The sequence below is a fragment of the Arenimonas terrae genome (assembly GCF_006265115.1).
Classification (GTDB): domain Bacteria; phylum Pseudomonadota; class Gammaproteobacteria; order Xanthomonadales; family Xanthomonadaceae; genus Arenimonas; species Arenimonas terrae.
Genome location: NZ_SMDR01000002.1, coordinates 511459 through 530652 on the forward strand (window position 1 = coordinate 511459; position 19194 = coordinate 530652).

The following is a 19194-nucleotide window of genomic DNA, read 5'->3' on the forward strand; positions in this document are numbered from 1 at the left end:
GATCAACCGCAGCCTTCGACGTAGTGGATCTGCGGCGGCACGCCGATGCGCCAGGACACGATGGTGCCGGCGGCGTCGGTCTCGAACACCAGGCGGGCCTCGCCCCCGCCTTCGGGCGAGACGATGAGGTTGCGTGCGCCTTCGACGTACTTGTGCGGCTGCGACTCGACCCGGCCCTGGAACGCGGCCTCGACCTGGTCGGCCGTCATGCCCGTGGTCAGGTCGCCCGGCGCGACGTGCAGCGGCACGTCCACGTCGTAACGCGCGAACTTCCCGTCCTCGAACAGGAACAGGATGCCCTTGCCGTTCTCCGGCATCGGCTCCATGCGCAGCTGGTAGCAGGTGGCGCCTTCGGCCGGGGTGCCGGCCTCGAGCGGACGGCCCCAGGCCATGCGCACTTCTTCTTCGCTGGCGCCGAACTTCGCCGGGCCGAAACCCTCGAAGTTGATCACCGCGGGATCGTTCTTCACCGCGGCCAGCTCGCCGACGGCGGGCGCTTCGGCGGTGGGCGCCGGGTCGACGGTTTCCACCGGATCCGCCACGGGCGCTTCGACCGGGGTCGCGGCCTCGGCGGCGGGCGCGGCGGCTTCCTGCGCGGGCGAACAGGCGGCGAGCACAAAACCGATGGCGAGAACGAGCGGAACGCGGCGCAGGGGGGTCATCAGCGTTTCTCCGGAGTGAAGTGGCGGGCCAGTCCCTGCCAGCACTGCTGATAGTCGGCCTGCCGGTGCGCGGCGTCCAGCGCCTGCGCGCTCGGACGCAGCACGTGCCGGGTTTCGAACATGAAGGCCATGGTGTCCCTGATCACGTCCGGCTTGGTCAGATCGGCCTTCGAGGCTTTTTCGAACGTCGCCGCGTCCGGGCCGTGGCCGCTCATCGAGTTGTGCAGCGAGGCGCCGCCAGGCACGAAACCTTCGGCCTTGGCGTCGTAGGCGCCGTGCACCAGGCCCATGAACTCGCTGGCGATGTTGCGGTGGAACCACGGCGGCCGGAACGTGTCCTGGGCCACCAGCCAGCGCGGCGGGAAGATCACGAAGTCGAGGTTGCTCACGCCCTCGCTGTCGCTGGGCGAATGCAGCACCAGGAAGATCGACGGGTCGGGATGGTCGTAGCTGATCGAACCGATGGTGTTGAAGCGGCGCAGGTCGTATTTGCAGGGCGTGTAGTTGCCGTGCCAGGCCACCACGTCCAGCGGCGAATGGCCGAGGTCAGCGCGCCACAGGTGGCCCTGGAACTTGGCGACCAGCTCGAACTGGCCGGTGCGGTCTTCGTAGGCCGCCACCGGCGCCAGGAAATCGCGCGGATTGGCCAGGCCGTTGCTGCCGATCGGGCCCAGGTCGGGCAACTTCAGCATCGCGCCGAAGTTCTCGCAGACGTAGCCGCGCGCGGCACCGTCGGGCAGCGACACGCTGAAGCGGATTCCGCGCGGGATCAGCGCGATCTCTTGCGGCTCGACCTCCAGCACGCCCATCTCGGTGGCGATGCGCAGGCGGCCCTGCTGCGGCACGATCAGCAGCTCGCCGTCGGCGTCGTAGAAGAAGCGGCCGTCCATGTCCTTGTTCGCGGCATAGACGTGGATGCCCGCGCCCGTGCCCGCCTCGGCGCTCCCATTGCCGGCCATCGTGTACAGGCCGTCGAGCCAGTCGGTCGGCGCCGAGGGCATCGGCAGCGGGCTCCAGCGCAGCTGCTCCGGCGTTACCGGGCCGTCGCCGAAGGCGTTGTGGAAGCGCGGATGCAGCAGCGCGCTGAACTTGCCGTGCAGCGCCGCCGGGCGGATGCGGTACAGCCAGCTGCGCCGGTTACTGTGCCGCGGCGCGGTGAATGCCGTGCCGCTGATCTGCTCCGCATACAGGCCGTACGGCGCCCGCTGCGGCGAGTTGCGGCCCACCGGCAGCGCGCCGGGCAGCGCCTCGGTCGCGAACTCGTTGCCGAAACCGCTCTGGTAGTTCAGCGCCATGGCCGGGGTTTCCTCAGAGCACGCCGCGCTTCATCTGGTCGCGTTCGATGGATTCGAACAGGGCCTGGAAGTTGCCTTCGCCGAAGCCTTCGTTGCCCTTGCGCTGGATGATCTCGAAGAAGATCGGGCCGATCGCGTTCTGGGTGAAGATCTGCAGCAGCTTGCGCTGTTTGGTCTCGAGGTCGGCGTCGATCAGGATCTTGTTGGCGCGCAGGCGCGGCACGTCCTCGCCGTGGTTGGGCACGCGCTGGTCGATCACGTCGAAATAGGTGTCGGGCGTGTCGAGGAACTCGACACCCTGGGCGCGCATCGCCTCCACCGTGGCGTAGATGTCGTCGGTGAAGCAGGCGATGTGCTGGATGCCCTCGCCCTTGTAGGCGTCGAGGTATTCGTTGATCTGGCTCTTCGGGTCGCTCGACTCGTTCAGCGGGATGCGCACCACGCCGTCCGGCGCGGTCATGGCCTTGGACACCAGGCCGGTCTTGGCGCCCTTGATGTCGAAGTAGCGGATTTCGCGGAAGTTGAACAGGCGCTCGTAGTAATCGCTCCACTTCTGCATGTTGCCGAAGAAGAGGTTGTGCGTGAGGTGGTCGATGAAGGTCAGGCCGAAGCCCACCGGGTTCGTGTCGGCGCCCGGGATCGGCGCGTAGTCGGCCGCATAGACGTCCTGGCCCGAGGGCACGAGATAGAGCATGCAGTCGCCGATGCCCTTCACCGCCGGCACGTCGATGACGCCGGACTGCGGCTTGTGGTCGATGGCTTCGCCGCCGTTGCCTTTCACGGTCTCGAACACCTTGGCCACCGGCTCGGTGAAGCGGATGGCGAACCCGCAGGCGCAGGGGCCGTGCTGGGCCGCGAAGTCGGCGGCGAAGCTGTCCGGGTCCTCGTTGACCAGGAAGTTGACGCCGCCCTGGCGGTAGACCGTGATGTTGCGCGTCTTGTGCTTGAGCACGGCCGAGAAGCCCATCTTCTTGAACAGGCCGTGCAACAGAGTGCCCTGCCCGGCCGGGGCCGCGAACTCGACGAACTCGAAGCCGTCGATGCCCATCGGGTTGGCGAAGGTGGTCGGCTTCATGCCGAGGTTCGGGGCGTGGGTCTGGGGCTGGGCGCTCATGGCGTCCTCCTGGTCTGGGGTGGCTTGCGCCGGGATTGCCGCCGTTATAGTTTCATCTGAAACCATTTGCAAGGCGCGGCGCCACATGCCCGACCGGGACATCCTGGACCTGGAACATTTCCTCCCGTACCGCCTGTCGGTGCTGTCGAACCGCATCAGCCAGGACATCGCCCGCCTGTACGCCGACCGCTTCGGCCTGGGCATCACCGAGTGGCGGGTGCTGGCGGTGCTGGGCCGGCATTCCGAGGTCTCGGCCCGCGAGGTCGCCGAGCGCACGGCCATGGACAAGGTCGCCGTCAGCCGGGCAATCGCCTCGCTGCAGGCCGCGGGCCGGATCGAACGCGACACCCACGGCCACGACCGCCGCCGCTCCTGCCTGCGCCTGAGCCCGGCCGGCCGCGCGATCTACGACGAGGTCGCGCCGCTCGCCCTCGCCTACCAGCGCCGCCTGCTCGAGGGTCTGGCCGAGGACGAGCGCGCGGCGCTGGACCGGCTGCTGACGCGGATGATGGAGCTGGAGTTGGCGACGCGGCCGGCCTGAGCCGCCGGCATCAGGCGCTTCGCGTCCTGATCGACTCGAGCCCATGCGCCCCCGGCCCCGTCTCGGCGCGCCAGAGCTTCCAGGCGAAGAACAGGCCCAAGGACGACAGCGCGGTATAGACCCACATGCCCGGCGCATAACCCGCGGTGTTTTCCGGACCGGCGAGGTAACGGTCGTTGAGCCAGCCGATCACCAGCGGCACGATCAGCCAGCCGATCTGCTGGCAGAAGGTCATCAGCGCATAGGCCGACCCCAGGCGCCGCTCGTCGACGATGTAGGCGACCGACGGCCACATCACGGCGGGGATCAGCGAGAACACGCCGCCCAGAAGCAGAACCGACAACAACAGGGTGAGAGGGATCTCGCCGCTGCCGACCCAGGGCACCACGAGATCCACGATGGGGCCCGGCGGCAGGTAGGTGACCGCCAAGAACAGCGGCAGGATCACCAGCGAGCCCGCCGCCATGAACAGCGAACGCCGGCCGACCCTATCCACCCACAATCCAAAGATCGGCGTCGCGACGATCGCCGCGAACGGCAGCAGGCTACTGAGGATGCCGGCGCCCTCGCGCGACAGCCCGTGTGCCTGCTGGAAATAGTCGATCGCAAAGTAACGGAACGGGAACACCGTCGAGTAGAACACCACGCACAGCGCGACGATGTACCAGTACGAGGCGCTGAAGCGGTAGAGATTCTTCAGCTCCAGCTTGTCGGTCTGCACGGCCTCGCCAAGGTCGAAGCGGCCTTCGGCGCGTTTTTCCATCAGGAAATACAGCACCGCGGCGCCCAGGCCTGCGCTCATCACGCCGGTGGCCAGCCATAGCGGGTCGTGCCAGTTCGAATACAGCGGGCTGGCGAAGGACGTGGACCAGTCGGTGGACGCGGAGCCGAGCCGCGAGATCGACAGGTTCAGGCCGAAGGCGAAGCTGAGCTCCTTGCCCTTGAACCACTTCGCCAGCACGGCGGTGACCGCGACGATCAGCGGCTCGGCGCCCAGGCCCAACAGGAACCGTCCCGCCAGCAGTGAAGAGTAGTTCTGCGCCGCCGCCGTCACCACCGCCGCAATCACGCACACCGCCGCGAACACGACGATCGCCCGGCGCGCACCGAAGCGGTCTATCACATAGCCGCCCGCCAGCAGCACCAGCAGGGCCGCGACGTTGTAGGCGCTCGACAGCTGGCCGATCTGGCCATAGTCCAGCCCCTGCTGCTCGCGCAGCAGGTCCACCACCGGGTTGAGCGCGTCGTAGGCGTAGTAATTGCCGAACATCGCCAGGCTGGCGAGAACCAGCGCGATCCAGCGCCAGGCAGCGGTCGGCGGCGGCAGCGTCGTGTTCATGGGCAGGCCCTTATTTCACGCCGTGCATCAGCTTGTTGACCAGAGGGGCGAACAGCATGAAGGCCGCGCCGAACACGAAGCCCGCGATCGCGATCTGGGTGTAGATCGCCGCGTACTGCTCGATGCCCGCGGTTCCGCTGGCGCCGCCGCCGGACGCGACCGCCGCCACCGCGCCGGCGACGAAGTTGCCGATCGCCGTGCACAGGAACCAGGCGCCCATGGCCAGGCCGGTGTCGCGCATCGCCGCCAGCTTGCTCACCATCGACAGCCCGATCGGCGACAGGCAGAGCTCGCCCATGGTGTTGATCAGGTAGGCCAGCGCGAGGATCTCCCAGGCGATGCGGACCTCGGTGCCGGTCTGGCCGCCGATGCTGCCCACCAGCACGCTGAACCCGATCGCCACCAGGATCACCGCGATGCCGAACTTTCGCGGAATGGACGGGTTGATGCCGCGCGCCTCGAGCTTCGGCCACAGCCAGGCGAACACCGGGGCCATCAGGATGATGAAGGTCGGATTGGCGGACTGGAACAGCGTGAAGTCGAAGGGCGAATCGACGTGGTCCTTGGCGAAGAAGTTCAGCGACGAACCCGCCTGCTCGAACATGCCCCAGAACAGGATCTTGGCCAGGAACAGCAGCAGCATCGCGATGTAGCGGTGCAACTGCACCTTGTCGCCGCTGCGGATGCCCGAGGCGATGAAGTACACGGTCAGCACCAGAAACAAGCCGATCAGCAGATAGCCCACCAGGGTCTTCTGGTTGAGCAGCAGGTAGACGAGCGGCACCGCCACCAGCGCACCCAGCACCACCACCAGGACCCGCGCCGCGCCATTCCCGCCGTCTGGCGCCTTGCCGATGTCGCCCAGCCGCGCGATACGCCACTGGAACACCACCAGCCCCAACAGCATGCCCAGGCCGGCGGTGAAAAAGCCCCATTGGTAGCCAAAGCGCGCGCCGACCAGCCAGCCGCAGATCGCCGGTGCGATCGCGCCACCGGCGTTGATGCCCATGTAGAACCAGGTGAAGCCCGAATCGCGGCGCACGTCATCCGGCGCGTACAGCCGACCGACCATGGTCGAGATGTTGGGCTTGAACAGCCCATTGCCCACCACGATCAGCGACAGGCCGAGCAGGAACCACTGCAGGTCCTTCACCAGAAGCAGGAACAGGCCGGCCGCCATCAGCAGTCCGCCGATCACGATCGCGCGCCGGTAGCCGATGTAACGGTCGGCGATGAAGCCGCCGAAGATGCCGGTCGCGTAGATCAGCGCGGTATAGGCGCCGTAGGTCAATGCCGCCTGCGCCTTGGCCTCGTTGTCGGGCAGAAGCGAGAAGAACGCGTCGGCAACGTAGATCGCCAACAACGCACGCATGCCGTAGTACGCGAACCGCTCCCAGAACTCGGAATGCACCAGTTGCCAGAGTGCGGCAGGCTGCCCGAACTTGTCGCCCGGCGGCGGTGGCGTGAACGAGGTGTGGGACGAAGCGGAGACGGCCATGCGGTTTTTCCTTTTGCCTGAAACGACGCGGCCCGGAGATCCCGGGCCGCGTGGCGGTACGTTGAACGCCGGTGCTTACTTCACGCCGTGCATCAGCTTCTGGATCAGGGGCGCAATCAGGAACAGCAGCACGCCCGGGATCACCAGCGCCCAGAAACCGAATTCGTAGCCGGAGGCTGCGGAGGCGACCGTCATGCCCTCGGCACCGCTGACGTGGCTGGCGAAGATGCCCGACAGGTTGTTGCCGATGCCGGTCGACAGGAACCAGCCGCCCATGCCGAAACCGACCAGGCGCACCGGCGCCAGCTTGGTGACCATGGACAGACCGATCGGCGACAGGCACAGCTCGCCCACCGACTGGATCACGTAGACCATGAACAGGGTCCAGAACGGGATCTTGCCGAAATTGTCGACGAGCGCCGACAGCGCGAACCACAGCAGCGCGAAGGCGACGCCGTTGAACAGCAGGCCCAGGCCGAACTTGCGCGGAATCGAGGGGTTGGCGCGGCCCATTGCGACCCACAACCAGGCCATCAGCGGCGCCAGCGTGATGATCGCCAGCGAGTTCACCGACTGGAACCAGGCCACCGGCCAGGTCCATCCGAACATCTCGCGGTCGACGATCTCGTTGGCGAGGAAGGTGAACGAACTGCCTGCCTGCTCGAAGAAGCACCAGAACAGCACATTGAAGGCGAAGATGATCAGCATCGCGATCACCATGTCGCGCTGCTTGCTGCCCTCGCGGATGCCTTCGACCAGCAGCATCACGCCCAGGCCGATGAACATCGCCGTCAGGATCCACTGAAGGGTGCTCGCGCCGAGCGAAAGCAGGAAGTAGATCACCGGGATGGCGACCAGGGCGCCGATCGCCGTGTAGAGCACGCGGGCCTTGTTCTCTCCGCCTTCGTTGGGCCGGCCCACGCCCTGAAGCTGGCGGCGCCCGAACCAGAACCAGACCAGGCTGATCAGCATGCCAACGCCGGATGCGATGAACACGACCTTGTACGACGGGAACTGCGTCGTTCCGAACACCTGCTCGGCAAGCCAGCCCGTCAGCAGCGGGGCAACCATCGCGCCGAGGTTGATGCCCATGTAGAACAACGTAAAGCCGGAGTCGCGGCGCTCGTCGGTAACCGAGTACAGCTTGCCGACCATCGTCGAGATGTTCGGCTTGAACAGACCGTTGCCGGCGATGATCGTCGCCAGGCCGAGGTTGAAGACCTGTTCGCTGGGAACCGCGATCATGAACAGGCCGGCCGCCATGATCACCGCACCCAGCAGGATCGAACGCTGGTAGCCGATGATGCGGTCCGCTACGTAGCCGCCGAAGATCGCCGCCGCATAGACCAGGGCCAGGTAGGCGCCATAGGTCTGGTTGGCCGGCGCCTGGCCGCTGCCGTCACCTCCGTGGAACTGCGCGACGATATAGAGGACGAGCGCCCAGCGGATGCCGTAGAACGCGAAGCGCTCCCAGAACTCCGTCATGAAAAGCATCCACAGCGGCTTGGGATGACCCAACAGCTGCGGGTACTGCGGAATGGGCGCCTCGTTGGGCGTGGTGGCGGCACCGCTCATGCGGTCTCTCCCCTGGTTTCTAGTGATTGGAATGGTGCTTGCTGCGCCCCGGGCCGGCAGAAGCGGCGTCGCGGGGCCCGGAAGGTGTAACCGCTGCGGCCGCGCCCGTCAAACCTGAATGGCCCGGCGGCCGGGCCTCAGCCCGGCTGCCCCAGCACGGTCCGCACCTCGAACAGCTCCGGGAAGAAGGTCAGGTCCAGGGCCTGCTTGAGGAAACCCACGCCCGAGCTGCCGCCCGTCCCGCGCCGGTAGCCGATGATGCGTTCCACCGTCTTCATGTGCCTGAACCGCCAGAGCTGGAAGCTGACCTCCACGTCCACCAGCTGCTCGCAGGTGGCGTAGGCCTCCCAGTGCCGGTCGGTGTCCTCGTAGATGGCCTTGAACACCGGGATCAGGCCGGGCTCGCGCTGGTGCGGCAGCGACCAGTCGCGTTCGACGCAGGCCGCCGGGATGGCATAGCCGCGGCGGTGCAGATGGCGCAGGAATTCGTCGTACAGGCTGGGCGCGTCCAGCGCGGCCTGCAGCTCGGCGGTGGCGGCCGTGTCGTGGCCGAACACGCGCACCATGTCGGCGTTCTTGTTGCCCAGCAGGAATTCGACCAGGCGGTACTGCAGCGACTGGAAGCCCGAGGCCGGGCCCAGCACGTCGCGGAAGGCCAGGTAGTCGGCCGGGGTCAGGGTCTCGAGCACCGACCACTGTTCGTAGAGCTGGCGCTGCACCAGCTTCACCCGGGCCAGGGTCTTCTGCATCGGGCCCAGCTCGTCGTTCTTCAGGCAGTCGATCGCCGCCCGCAGCTCGTGGATCACCAGCTTCAGCCACAGCTCGGCCACGTGGTGCTGGACGATGAACAGCATCTCGTCGTGGTGAGCGGGATTGGACAGCGGCTTCTGCGCTGACAGCAGGGTGTCGAGCTGGAGGTAGCCGCCATAGCTGAGCCGGTCCCGCAGGTCGGTGGTGATGCCCTGCTCGAGGGCGCGCTGGTTGGGGGGCTGGGTCATGGTCGGCGGGTCGGTCCGTGAAGGGCGCAAGTCTGTCATGCGGGCGACGCATTTTCCGATATAAACTGCGGACTCTGTCACGGTCTGGACAGGGGCCCTTCACGGGGTTCCGGACGCGCTGGCAGCCCCTGGACTCCCCAAAGGTACCTATCCATGCGCCATCACAAGCGCCTGCACGCCCTTTTCGCGCTGCTTGCCCTGCCGTTCGCGGCCCCGGCCAGCGCCGCCACCGCCGACCTGCTGCTCTCCGAGATCATCGAGGGCAGCAGCAACAACAAGGCCGTCGAGATCTACAACGGCACCGGCGCCCCCGTCGACCTCGCGGCCGGCGGCTACACCCTGCAGTTCTATTTCAACGGCGGCACCACGCCGAACTTCACCCTGGCGCTGAGCGGCACGGTCGCCGACGGAGGCGCCTTCGTCATCGCGCCCAGCAATGCCAATGCCACCATCCTGGCCGCGGCGCAGCAGGTGTCCGGCACCAGCTGGTTCAACGGCGACGACGCCATCGTGCTGCGCAAGGGCGGCAGCGCCGGCGCCCTGCTCGACGTGGCCGGCCAGATCGGCTTCGACCCGGGCACCCAGTGGGGCGCGGGCCTGGCCTCGACCGCCGACAACACCATCCGCCGCAAGGCCACCGTCTGCGCCGGCGATGCCGACGGCAGCGACGCCTTCGACCCGGCCGGCGAATGGGACGGTTACGCCACCGACACCTTCGACGGCCTGGGCAGCCACACCGCCTCCTGCGGCGGCGGCAGCCTGCCGACCGACCCGACCGCCAGCGGCGGCGCCAGCCCGGCCAGCCTGGCCGCCGGCGACGCCACCCTGCTCACGGTCGCAGTGGTCCCGGGCGCGAACCCGGCCAGCACCGGCCTGACGGTTTCGGCCGACCTGAGCGCCATCGGCGGCGCCGCATCCCAGGCCTTCGTCGACGACGGCAGCAACGGCGATGCGATCGCCGGCGACCTGACCTTCTCGCACCAGGCCACCGTCGCCGCCGGCACCGCCGCCGGCCCGAAGGTGCTGCCGGTCGCGATCGCCGACGCCGAAGGCCGCAGCGCAGCGGCCAGCATCGCGCTGTCGGTGGTCGCCCGCGTCGACATCTCCGACATCCAGGGCCAGGGCGTCGGTTCGCCGCTGGCCGTGGGCACCGAGGTGGTGACCGAAGGCATCGTCACCGCCCGCCGCGCCAACGGCTATTTCATCCAGAGCGCCCCGGGCGACGAGGACGGCGACCCGGCCACGGCCGAAGGCCTGTTCGTGTTCACCAATGCCGCGCCGCCGGCTGCCGCCACCGTCGGCAACCGCCTGCGCGTCGCCGGCCGCGTGACGCAGTTCTCGCGCACCCCGCACGGCTACCCGCTGACCCAGCTGGGCAACTCCTCCGCGACGGTGCTGGCCGGCGGCCAGGCGCTGCCGGCGCCGGTGCTGATCGACGAGAGCGTGCTCTCGCCAGGCCTGTCCACCGCGGCCCTGGGCCGCTACCAGGGCATGCGCGTGCAGCTGCCGGCCGCCAAGGTCGTCGGCGCCACCAATGCCTTTGGTGATTTCCATGTCACGCTGCCGACCACGCCGCGTCCGGCCCGCGAGCCCGGCATCGCCGCGCTCGACGCCGTGCCGCTGCCGGCCGGCAACAACATCGTGCGTTTCGATCGCAACCCCGAGCGGCTGCGCGTGGAAAGCACCGGCCTGGAAGGCGGCAGCGCACTCAACGTCGACGCGGGCACCCTGATCGAGGGCATGCAGGGCGTGATGTATTACGACCGCGGCGACTTCACCCTGCTGATCGGCGACAGCAGCACGCTGGCGATCAGCGGCGGCGCCTACGTCGCCGCCGTGCCCGCGGCCGAGGAAGGCGCGGTGCGCGTGGGCAGCTACAACATCGAGAACCTCAGCGGCGGCGAGTCGGTGCCGCTCAATCGCCTGAGCAAGCTGTCGGAAGTGTTCTGCCAGTACCTGCGCAACCCGGACGTGGTGGGCCTGGTCGAGATCGCCAACCTCGAGACGGCGCAGCGCCTGGCCCGCGCCATCAACGACAACGAGTTCGGCACCTGCCCGACCAGCCCGATGTACCAGGCCTACCTGCTGTCCACCTCGGGCAGCCAGCGACTGGGTTATCTGGTGAAGACCGCGCCGCTGGCCGATGGCCGGCCGCGGGTCGAGGTGGACTCGGTGACCGAACAGTTTGTCGGCGACACCCTGACCGCGCCGGACGGCACCGCCAACGGCGTGCTGTTCGACCGCGCCCCGCTGCTGCTGCAGGGCCGCATCAACGGCGAACGCGGCCGCAGCTACCCGATCAATGTGCTGCTCAACCACACCCTGTCCCTGCTCGACGTCAACGACCTGACGCCGCGCGCGGTCTGGGGCACCGACGGCGACCGCTCGCGCGGCAAGCGCCTGCAGCAGGCCATCAAGGTCTCGGAGCTGGTCGAGTCGATCCAGGCCGCCGATGCCACCGCACCGCTGGTGCTGATCGGCGACTACAACGCCTTCGACTTCAACGACGGCTACGTGGACGTGATGGGCATCATCCGCGGCGAACCGGCGCCGGCCGACCAGGTGCTGGTCCACGGCGACAGCGCCGTCACCCGCCCGCTGGTGAACCTGATCGGCACCAAGCCCGAAGCCGAGCGCTACTCCTACGTCTTCGAGGGCAACACCCAGACCCTGGACCACGCGCTGGTGAACCAGGCCGTCATCGAGACGACCGAGGCCACGCTCTACCACGCCCGCGTCAACAGCGACTTCGCCACCGACAACGCCGCCGACCCGACCGTGCCGGTGCGCACCTCGGACCACGATCCGCTGGTGGCCGACCTGGTCGTGCCCGCCTTCCTGGACGCGGACCTGGCGACGACGGTGTTCACGCCGTTCAAGCTGGTGTTCGACGGCCAGGTGGTGCCCTTCGTGGCCACCGTGCGCAACCGCGGCCAGTCGCGCGCGCTGCGTCCGGAAGTCACCCTGCGCATCGACGGCACGCCGGCCCAGGTGCGCCAGGTGCTGGCCGCCGGCTGGGACTGCGGCGCGCCGGTGGCGGTGTCGGGCGGCAGCGAAGTCTTCTGCGGCCGCGAAACGCCGATGGCGGCGGGCGAGATCGACTTCCTGCTGGTCAACCTGGAAGCCGTGCGCCTGACCGCGATCGACAGCGTCGGCCTGCGCGCGCAGGCCGACACCCGCAGCAACGACACCCGCGCCAGCAATGACGCCGGCGCCGACAGCGCCAAGGTCGTGGGCCGTCCGCGCTGGACCTGGGGCGACTGAGCCCACGCACCATTCGCCAGCGAACGGGCGCCTTCGGGCGCCCGTTTCGTTTCGGCCGGCGCGCTCGGCTATGATCGGGGCCTCGTTTCCCCGGGAGGGACTCGATGTCCCTGGTAGCCAGTTTCGAAATCGAATACCTGCAGTACCTCGGGCCGGACGGCCGCCTCGTCCGTGAGGATCTTCCCGAGTTCGCGCGCGACCGCCGCAACCTGGTCGAGCTGTTCAAGCAGATGCTGTACGTGCGCACCTTCGACACCAAGTCGGTGGCCCTGCAGCGCACCGGCAAGCTCGGCACCTATGCCAGCTGCCTGGGCCACGAGGCCGCGCACATCGGCATCGGCAGCGCGATGCAGTACGACGACGTGTTCGCACCCTCCTACCGCGAGTACGGCGCCCAGATCGTGCGCGGCGTGAAGCCACGCGACATCCTGATGTACTGGGGCGGCGACGAACGCGGCAACGACTTCTCCGGCCCGCCGCACGACTACCCCTGGTGCGTGCCGATCGCCACCCAGTGCCTGCACGCGGCCGGTGCCGCGCTGGCCTTCAAGCTGCGCGGCGAACCGCGCGTGGCCGTGACCTGCGTCGGCGACGGCGGCAGCTCCAAGACCGACACCTACGCCGCGATCAACTCCGCCGGCGCCTACGCCCTGCCCTTCGTGCTGTGCATCGTCAACAACCAGTGGGCGATCTCGGTGCCGCGCAAGTCGCAGACCGGCGCCAAGACCCTGGCGCAGAAGGGCCTGGCCGGCGGCCTGGACTGCGTGCAGGTGGACGGCAACGACATCATCGCCGTGCGCGCCGCCATGGACCACGCGCTCAAGCGCGCCCGCAACGGCCACGGCGGCAGCGTGCTGGAGCTGGTCACCTACCGCCTCAGCGACCACACCACCGCCGACGACGCCCGCCGCTACCGCGAGGATGCCGAAGTGAAGGCGGCCTGGGAGCGCGAGCCGATGTCGCGCCTGCGCACCTTCCTGATCAGCGAGGGCGTGTGGAGCGAGACCGAAGAGGCCGCCTGGAAAGAGGAGTGCGGCAGGAAGGTGGACGAGGAAGTGAACGCCTACCTGGAAACCAAGGTGCAGCCGGTCGAGGCCATGTTCGATTACCTTTACGCGGAGCTGCCGGCCGACCTCCAGGCCCAGCGCGAAGACGCGATCAAGTGGGAGGGCCGCTGAGATGGCCGCCATCACCCTGATCGAAGCGATCACCCAGGCCCTGGCCTGGGAGATGAAACACGACGAGACCGTGATCGTGCTGGGCGAGGACGTGGGCGTGAACGGCGGCGTGTTCCGCGCCACCGCCGGCCTGCAGCAGCAGTTCGGCGACCAAAGGGTTCTCGACACACCGCTCGATGAAACCACGATCGCGGGCCTCACCGTGGGCCTCGCCTCGCAGGGCATGAAGCCGGTCGCCGAAGCGCAGTTCGACGGCTTCATGTACCCGATGGTGGACCACATCGTCTGCCACGCCGCCCGCTTCCGCTACCGCACCCGCGGCCGCCTGACCTGCCCGATGGTGCTGCGCGTGCCCTGGGGTGGCGGCATCCGCGCGCCGGAGCACCATTCCGAAGCCAACGAATCGATCTTCACCAATGTGCCGGGCCTGCGCGTGGTGATGCCGAGCTCGCCGCAGCGCGCCTACGGCCTGCTGCTGGCCGCGATCCGCGACCCGGATCCGGTGGTCTTCTTCGAGCCCAAGCGCATCTACCGCCAGTACAAGGAAGAGGTGCCCGACGACGGCGAGGCGCTGCCGCTGGACGTGTGCTTCGTGCTGCGCGACGGCGCCGACGTGACCCTGGTGACCTGGGGCGCGCAGGTGAAGGAAACCCTGGAGGCCGCGGAAAAGCTCGCCGCCGAGGGCATCAGCGCCGAAGTCATCGACGTCGCCACGCTCAAGCCGCTGGACTTCGACACCATCCGCGAATCGGTGGCCAAGACCGGCCGCTGCGTGATCGTGCACGAGGCCGCCAAGACCGCCGGCTTCGGCGCCGAGATCGCCGCCCGCCTGGCCGAGGAATCGATGTACGACCTGCAGGCGCCGGTCGAACGTGTCACCGGCTACGACACCCACATCCCGCTGTTCCGGCTGGAGATGAAATACCTGCCGAGCGTGGAGAAGATCGTCGCGGCGACCAAGCGCACGCTGGCGGCGAGCTGAGCCATGCGCGCCCGCCTGCGCCGCGACTATCGCCCGCAGCACCGCGACCCGATCGCGTTCACGGCCGGCGAGCGCCTGGTGCTTGGCACGCGCGACACCGAGTGGCCCGAGTTCCTCTGGGCCACCGACCCGCGCGGCAAGAGCGGCTGGGTGCACCAGGACCGCCTGGACGGCGACCTCGCCGTCCGCGACTACGACGCCCGCGAGCTGTCCGCCAACGCCGGCGACGTCGTGCGCCTGCTCGAAGCGGCCGGCGGCTGGTGGTGGGCCGAGAACATCATCGGCGAAACCGGCTGGTTGCCCGACCGCGACCTCGACATCGAACCCGTCATCGAGTGACCCCATGAGCGAAAAGAAACTGTTCCTGCTGCCCGACCTGGGCGAAGGCCTGCCCGACGCCGAGATCGTCGAATGGCTGGTCAAGGTCGGCGACGTGGTGAAGCTGGACGAGCCGCTGGTTTCGATGGAAACCGCCAAGGCCGTGGTCGAGGTGCCCTCGCCCTTTTCGGGCAAGGTGACGCGCCTGGCCGGGGCGGCGGGTGATGTGATCGTCACCGGCAGCTGGCTGGCGGAAGTCGAGCTCGATCCGAACCTGCCGCAGCGTGCGGACGCACAGGACACCGGCCATTCGCACGGCCACGGCGGCCACAAGGGCGCCGGAAACCCGGTGCCGGACGAGCCCTCGCGCGATGACGGCCACGCGACCACCGTCGTCGCCTCCGACGAGGGCGGCGAAGTGCGCGCCGGCGAAGGCGCCGCACCCAAACAGGGCGGCGACGCCGGCACCGTGGTCGGCGCGATGCAGAGCTCCGACGCCGTGCGCAGCGAACAGGCGGTCGCCATCGGCGGCGTCAAGGCGATGCCGGCGGTGCGTGCGCTGGCGAAGAAACTCAAGGTCGACATCGGCCGCGTGCGCCCCAGCGGCGCCGACGGCGTGGTGACGATGGCCGACGTGAAGAACGCGGCCGCGGCCGGCAGTGCGGCGCCCGTGGCCGCGGCCCCTGCCGCCTATCGTGCGCCGGAACCGGCGGTGGCCCGCGCACCCTCGCCGCCGCCCGCGCGCGACCCGAACACGAAGTACGACAGCGACGAACCCATCCGCGGCGTGCGCCGCAACATGGTGCGCTCGATGTCGCAGGCGCATGCCGAAGTCGTGCCGACCACGCTGATGGACGACGCCGACATCCATGCCTGGGCGCCGGGCGAGGACATCATGGCGCGGCTGATCCGCGCCCTCGCCGCCGCCTCCGCGGTCGAGCCGGCGATGAACGCCTGGTTCAACGCCAAGGAAGGCACGCTGCGCCGGCACTCGCGCGTGCACGTGGGCATCGCCATCGATTCGCCGGACGGCCTGTTCGTCGCCAACCTGCGCGACGCCGGCGGCCGCGATCCGCAGGAAGTCCGGCGCGAGCTCAACCGCATCCGCGACGGCGTCAAGAACCGCAGCCTGCCGCCCGAAGACCTGCGCGACTACACGATGATGCTGTCGAACTTCGGCGTCTTCGCCGGCAAGTACGCCACGCCGGTCGTGGTGCCGCCCTGCGTCGCCATCATCGGCGCCGGCCGCCTGCACCACGCGGTGGTGCCGGTGCTGGGCGGCCTGGAGACGCACCGGATCATGCCGCTGTCGCTGACCTTCGACCACCGGGCCGCCACCGGCGGCGAGGCCGCGCGTTTCCTGCGCGCGGTGATGGACGACCTGCAGAAGGCCCGCTGAGATGGCACACCGCAGCCGGCTGGCCGGTTTCATCATCGACTGCGAGGGCGGCTCGCTGGGCGCCGCGGCCGACTTCTGGAGCCAGGCCCTGGGCCTGCCGGTGACCGACCCGGACGAAGGTGGCGAAGACAAGTACGCCTGCCTGGACGGCAGCGCGCTCGGCCTGCACATCGAGGTGCAGAAGGTGCAGCATCCGTCGCGGGTGCACCTGGACATCGAAAGCGACGACATCGAGGCCGAGGCCGCGCGCCTGGTCGCCCTGGGCGCGAAGGAAGTATCGCGGCCCCGCGACGGCCGCTGGATCGTGCTCGAGGCGCCCACCGGCCACCGCTTCTGCGTGGTGCGCGCCCGCAGCCGCCTGCACCGCAACAACGCCAACGTGCACCCCTGAAATCCGGGGTCAGAGTGCGTTTATCCTGAGCCGCAAGATAAACACACTCTGACCCCGGATTTTCAGTCTTCGACGACTTCGATGCGGTCGCGGCCGCGGCGCTTGGCCAGGTAGAGGGCCTGGTCGGCGGCGCGGAACACGGCCTCCGGTTCGTCGCGGCCTGCCTGGCCCATCGCCAGGCCTGCAGATACCGTCACGCGCGCCGGCAGGCCGGGCTGTTCGGCGACTTCGCGGCGGATGCGTTCGATCACCGTGCGCGCACCGGTGGCCGGCGTCGCCGGCATCATCACCAGGAACTCTTCGCCGCCGTAACGCACGGCGATGTCGCCGCCGCGCACGTTGCGGCGGATGGCGCCAGCCACTGCCTGGATCACCGAGTCGCCGGTGGCGTGGCCGAAGCTGTCGTTGATGCGCTTGAAGTGGTCGATGTCGAGCACGGCCACGCAGAACGGTCCGCTGCCGGACCAGCCTGACTGCGCGCTGGCCGAGGCGCGCTGCATGCCGGCCCGGTTGAGCAGGCCCGTCAGGGGGTCCTGGCTGGCCTGCTGCGACAGCTCGGAGTTGTGGGCCTCGAGCTCGCGCTGATGCCGGATCAGGTCCTGGGTCACCAGCTCGCGTTCCGCCAGCTGGCGCTGGAAGTCGAGCTGGGCGCGGCGCGTTTCCAGCAGCTGCACGACGATGCGCGCCAGGCTGCCGAGCGCCGCCACCTGGCCGGCGTCGATCTGGCGCGGCACCCGGTCGATGACGCAGACGGTGCCGAGCGCGTGGCCGTCGGGCGTCACCATCGGCGCACCGGCGTAGAAGCGCAGGTGGTCGGGCCCGGTGACCTGAGGGTAATTGCGGAACAGCGGATGCACCGAGGCGTCGTTGACCACGGTCACTTCGCCGGGCCGGCGGATCGCCTGGTCGCAGAAGGCGATTTCGCGCGGGGTTTCCTCGCCCTCGATGCCGAGGCTGGCCTTGAACCATTGGCGCGATTCCTCGATGAAGGTCACCACCGCCTGCGGCGTGCCGCAGACGGCGCTGGCGATCTTCACCACATCGTCGTAAACCGGCTCCGGCAGGCTGTCGAGGATGCGGTAGCGCCGCAGCGCCGCCAGGCGCCTGGCTTCGTCCTGCGCTTGCCCGATGCTGCGTTCCGCCATGGCTCCTCCGCGTCCGGCCCGGATGAAAGTCTGGTGAGGCCGATGTCAACGCGGCGCGAACCGCCGGTGCCTCACCCTAGTCCGCGAACGCGGCCAGAGCGGCGGCGATCTCCTCGACGGTGGCGTCCTGGATCCGTGCGCCGAGCGCGTCCTCGCCCAGGTGCAGCAGGCCGCCCGCCGCCTCGCGCAGCCCGGCCCCGGCATCGGCCTTGAGGCGCGCGATCGCCTGGCCGGCGTCTCGCGGCGACGCGTGGCCCACGCTCTGCAGCAGCTCGCGTCCGTCGGCGGCGACCAGCTTGAAGTAGAACCGGCCGTCGGCCTCGCGGTACTGCTTGAAGCTCGGCGCCGCTGCCTTGGCCTTGCCGGCGGACTTCGTGGCCGCCTGCTCGCGCAGGTCGCGCAGGCCCACCGCATGGCGCAGCGCGCCCAGCAGCGGCGTCGCCAGCTTGCGGGCCTTCAGCGCGCCCTCGCGCAGCACCGCCTCGATCTCGACGGGCTTGGCGATCAGCGCCTCGTACTTCTCGCGCATCGGCGCCACTTCGGCGTCGATGCGTTCGAACAGCTGCTGCTTGGCCTCGCCCCAGCCGATGCCGCCCGCGAAGGCTTCGGCGAAGGCCGCGGTCTGTTCCGGCGTCGCGAAGGCCTGGTAGAGCTGGAACAGGGCCGAACCTTCGGTGTCCTTGGGCTCGCCGGGCGCGCGCGAGTCGGTGACGATGCCGGCGATGAGCTTCTTGAGCTCGTTGCGCGGCGCGAACAACGGGATGGTGTTGTCGTAGCTCTTGCTCATCTTGCGGCCGTCGAGGCCGGGCAGGGTCGCCACGTTGTCCTCGATCGCCGCTTCCGGCAGCACGAAGTGCTCGCCGTAGAGATGGTTGAAGCGCGCGCCGAAATCGCGCGCCATCTCGATGTGCTGGATCTGGTCGCGACCGACCGGCACCGAATGCGCCTTGAACAGCAGGATGTCGGCGGCCATCAGCACCGGGTACATGAACAGGCCGGCGGTGACGCCGGCATCGTCGTCCTCGCCGGCTTCGCGGTTCTTGTCCACCGCGGCCTTGTAGGCATGCGCGCGGTTGAGCAGGCCCTTGCCGGCCACGCAGGTCAGCAGCCAGGTCAGCTCCGGGATCTCGGGGATGTCGGACTGGCGGTAGAACCACACCTTTTCCGGCTCCAGGCCGCAGGCCAGCCAGCTGGCCGCGATCTCCAGGGTCGAGCGCTGCACGCGGGCCGGATCGTGGCTCTTGATCAGGGCGTGGTAGTCGGCCAGGAAATAGAAGCTCTCGACCCCGGGCTGGCGGCTGGCGGCGATCGCCGGCCGGATGGCGCCGGCGTAGTTGCCGAGGTGCGGGGTGCCGGACGTGGTGATGCCGGTCAGGACGCGGGTGGCGGGCATGGAGGGACCTGCTGGGGAATCCCGGCCATTTTAGACGGGTATCGCCTGCAACACGCCGGCGGAAGGACACCGCCGCACTGAACGGGCACTGCGGCGGGGTCG

Annotated in this window: 16 protein-coding genes; 7 read left to right on the forward strand and 9 right to left on the reverse strand. The window is 69.0% G+C overall.

All coding sequences use genetic code 11. The features are described 5' to 3' along the window. Positions 1-2: 2 nt before the first annotated feature. The 3 genes from E1B00_RS11100 to hppD are packed head-to-tail and all read right to left on the reverse strand — an operon-like array spanning position 3 to position 3071. Positions 3-662 carry a hypothetical protein gene (locus E1B00_RS11100; RefSeq protein ID WP_139448710.1) on the reverse strand — a complete coding sequence of 220 codons (660 nt, stop codon included), beginning with the start codon at positions 660-662 and terminating at the stop codon, positions 3-5. Continuing rightward, a complete protein-coding gene (hmgA, locus tag E1B00_RS11105; protein ID WP_139448712.1) occupies positions 662-1957 on the reverse strand; it encodes a homogentisate 1,2-dioxygenase in 1296 nt (431 codons plus the stop codon). Before hmgA ends, E1B00_RS11100 begins: the two co-directional genes overlap by 1 nt. A gap of 13 nt (positions 1958-1970) precedes the next feature. Further along, complete coding sequence (hppD, locus tag E1B00_RS11110; RefSeq protein ID WP_139448714.1) at positions 1971-3071, reverse strand: 4-hydroxyphenylpyruvate dioxygenase; 1101 nt, start codon at positions 3069-3071, stop codon at positions 1971-1973. Between the two features lie 85 nt (positions 3072-3156). Here hppD and E1B00_RS11115 point away from each other — a divergent pair, with 85 nt between their 5' ends. Further along, positions 3157-3612 carry a MarR family winged helix-turn-helix transcriptional regulator gene (locus E1B00_RS11115; protein WP_139448716.1) on the forward strand — a complete coding sequence of 152 codons (456 nt, stop codon included), beginning with the start codon at positions 3157-3159 and terminating at the stop codon, positions 3610-3612. A gap of 10 nt (positions 3613-3622) precedes the next feature. On the opposite strand, the gene E1B00_RS11120 is transcribed toward E1B00_RS11115, so the two are convergent. The 4 genes from E1B00_RS11120 to E1B00_RS11135 all read right to left on the reverse strand — a co-directional run bounded on the left by E1B00_RS11120 (position 3623) and on the right by E1B00_RS11135 (position 9022). Beyond that, positions 3623-4951, reverse strand: coding sequence for an MFS transporter (locus E1B00_RS11120; protein WP_139448718.1), 1329 nt, complete (start codon positions 4949-4951; stop codon positions 3623-3625). Positions 4952-4961: 10 nt separating this feature from the next. Then, positions 4962-6449 carry a peptide MFS transporter gene (locus E1B00_RS11125; protein ID WP_139448720.1) on the reverse strand — a complete coding sequence of 496 codons (1488 nt, stop codon included), beginning with the start codon at positions 6447-6449 and terminating at the stop codon, positions 4962-4964. 75 nt (positions 6450-6524) lie between these two features. Then, positions 6525-8024: a peptide MFS transporter gene (locus E1B00_RS11130; protein WP_139448722.1), complete on the reverse strand. Its 1500-nt coding sequence runs from the start codon at positions 8022-8024 to the stop codon at positions 6525-6527. A gap of 137 nt (positions 8025-8161) precedes the next feature. Then, a complete protein-coding gene (locus E1B00_RS11135) occupies positions 8162-9022 on the reverse strand; it encodes a tryptophan 2,3-dioxygenase (protein ID WP_139448724.1) in 861 nt (286 codons plus the stop codon). Positions 9023-9175: 153 nt separating this feature from the next. Here E1B00_RS11135 and E1B00_RS11140 point away from each other — a divergent pair, with 153 nt between their 5' ends. The 6 genes from E1B00_RS11140 (at position 9176) to E1B00_RS11165 (ending at position 16554) form a co-directional block, all read left to right on the forward strand. Continuing rightward, the gene (locus E1B00_RS11140) at positions 9176-12286 is read left to right on the forward strand and encodes a lamin tail domain-containing protein (protein ID WP_139448726.1); all 3111 of its coding nucleotides are present in this window, start codon (positions 9176-9178) and stop codon (positions 12284-12286) included. Between the two features lie 104 nt (positions 12287-12390). After that, positions 12391-13464: a pyruvate dehydrogenase (acetyl-transferring) E1 component subunit alpha gene (pdhA, locus tag E1B00_RS11145; RefSeq protein ID WP_139448728.1), complete on the forward strand. Its 1074-nt coding sequence runs from the start codon at positions 12391-12393 to the stop codon at positions 13462-13464. A gap of 1 nt (position 13465) precedes the next feature. Continuing rightward, positions 13466-14446, forward strand: coding sequence for an alpha-ketoacid dehydrogenase subunit beta (locus E1B00_RS11150; protein ID WP_139448730.1), 981 nt, complete (start codon positions 13466-13468; stop codon positions 14444-14446). A 3-nt stretch (positions 14447-14449) separates the two neighbouring features. Then, positions 14450-14785, forward strand: a complete 336-nt coding sequence (locus E1B00_RS11155; RefSeq protein WP_139448732.1) for an SH3 domain-containing protein — start codon at positions 14450-14452, stop codon at positions 14783-14785. 4 nt (positions 14786-14789) lie between these two features. Next, entirely contained in the window at positions 14790-16163 is a 1374-nt protein-coding gene (locus E1B00_RS11160) for a dihydrolipoamide acetyltransferase family protein (protein WP_139448734.1), read from the forward strand. Between the two features lies 1 nt (position 16164). Beyond that, positions 16165-16554, forward strand: coding sequence for a VOC family protein (locus E1B00_RS11165; RefSeq protein WP_139448736.1), 390 nt, complete (start codon positions 16165-16167; stop codon positions 16552-16554). A 62-nt stretch (positions 16555-16616) separates the two neighbouring features. Here E1B00_RS11165 and E1B00_RS11170 read toward each other — a convergent pair whose 3' ends face one another. Continuing rightward, positions 16617-17699, reverse strand: coding sequence for a GGDEF domain-containing protein (locus E1B00_RS11170; RefSeq protein WP_139448737.1), 1083 nt, complete (start codon positions 17697-17699; stop codon positions 16617-16619). Between the two features lie 76 nt (positions 17700-17775). Then, entirely contained in the window at positions 17776-19092 is a 1317-nt protein-coding gene (locus E1B00_RS11175) for a tryptophan--tRNA ligase (protein ID WP_139448739.1), read from the reverse strand. Between the last annotated feature and the right edge of the window lie 102 nt (positions 19093-19194).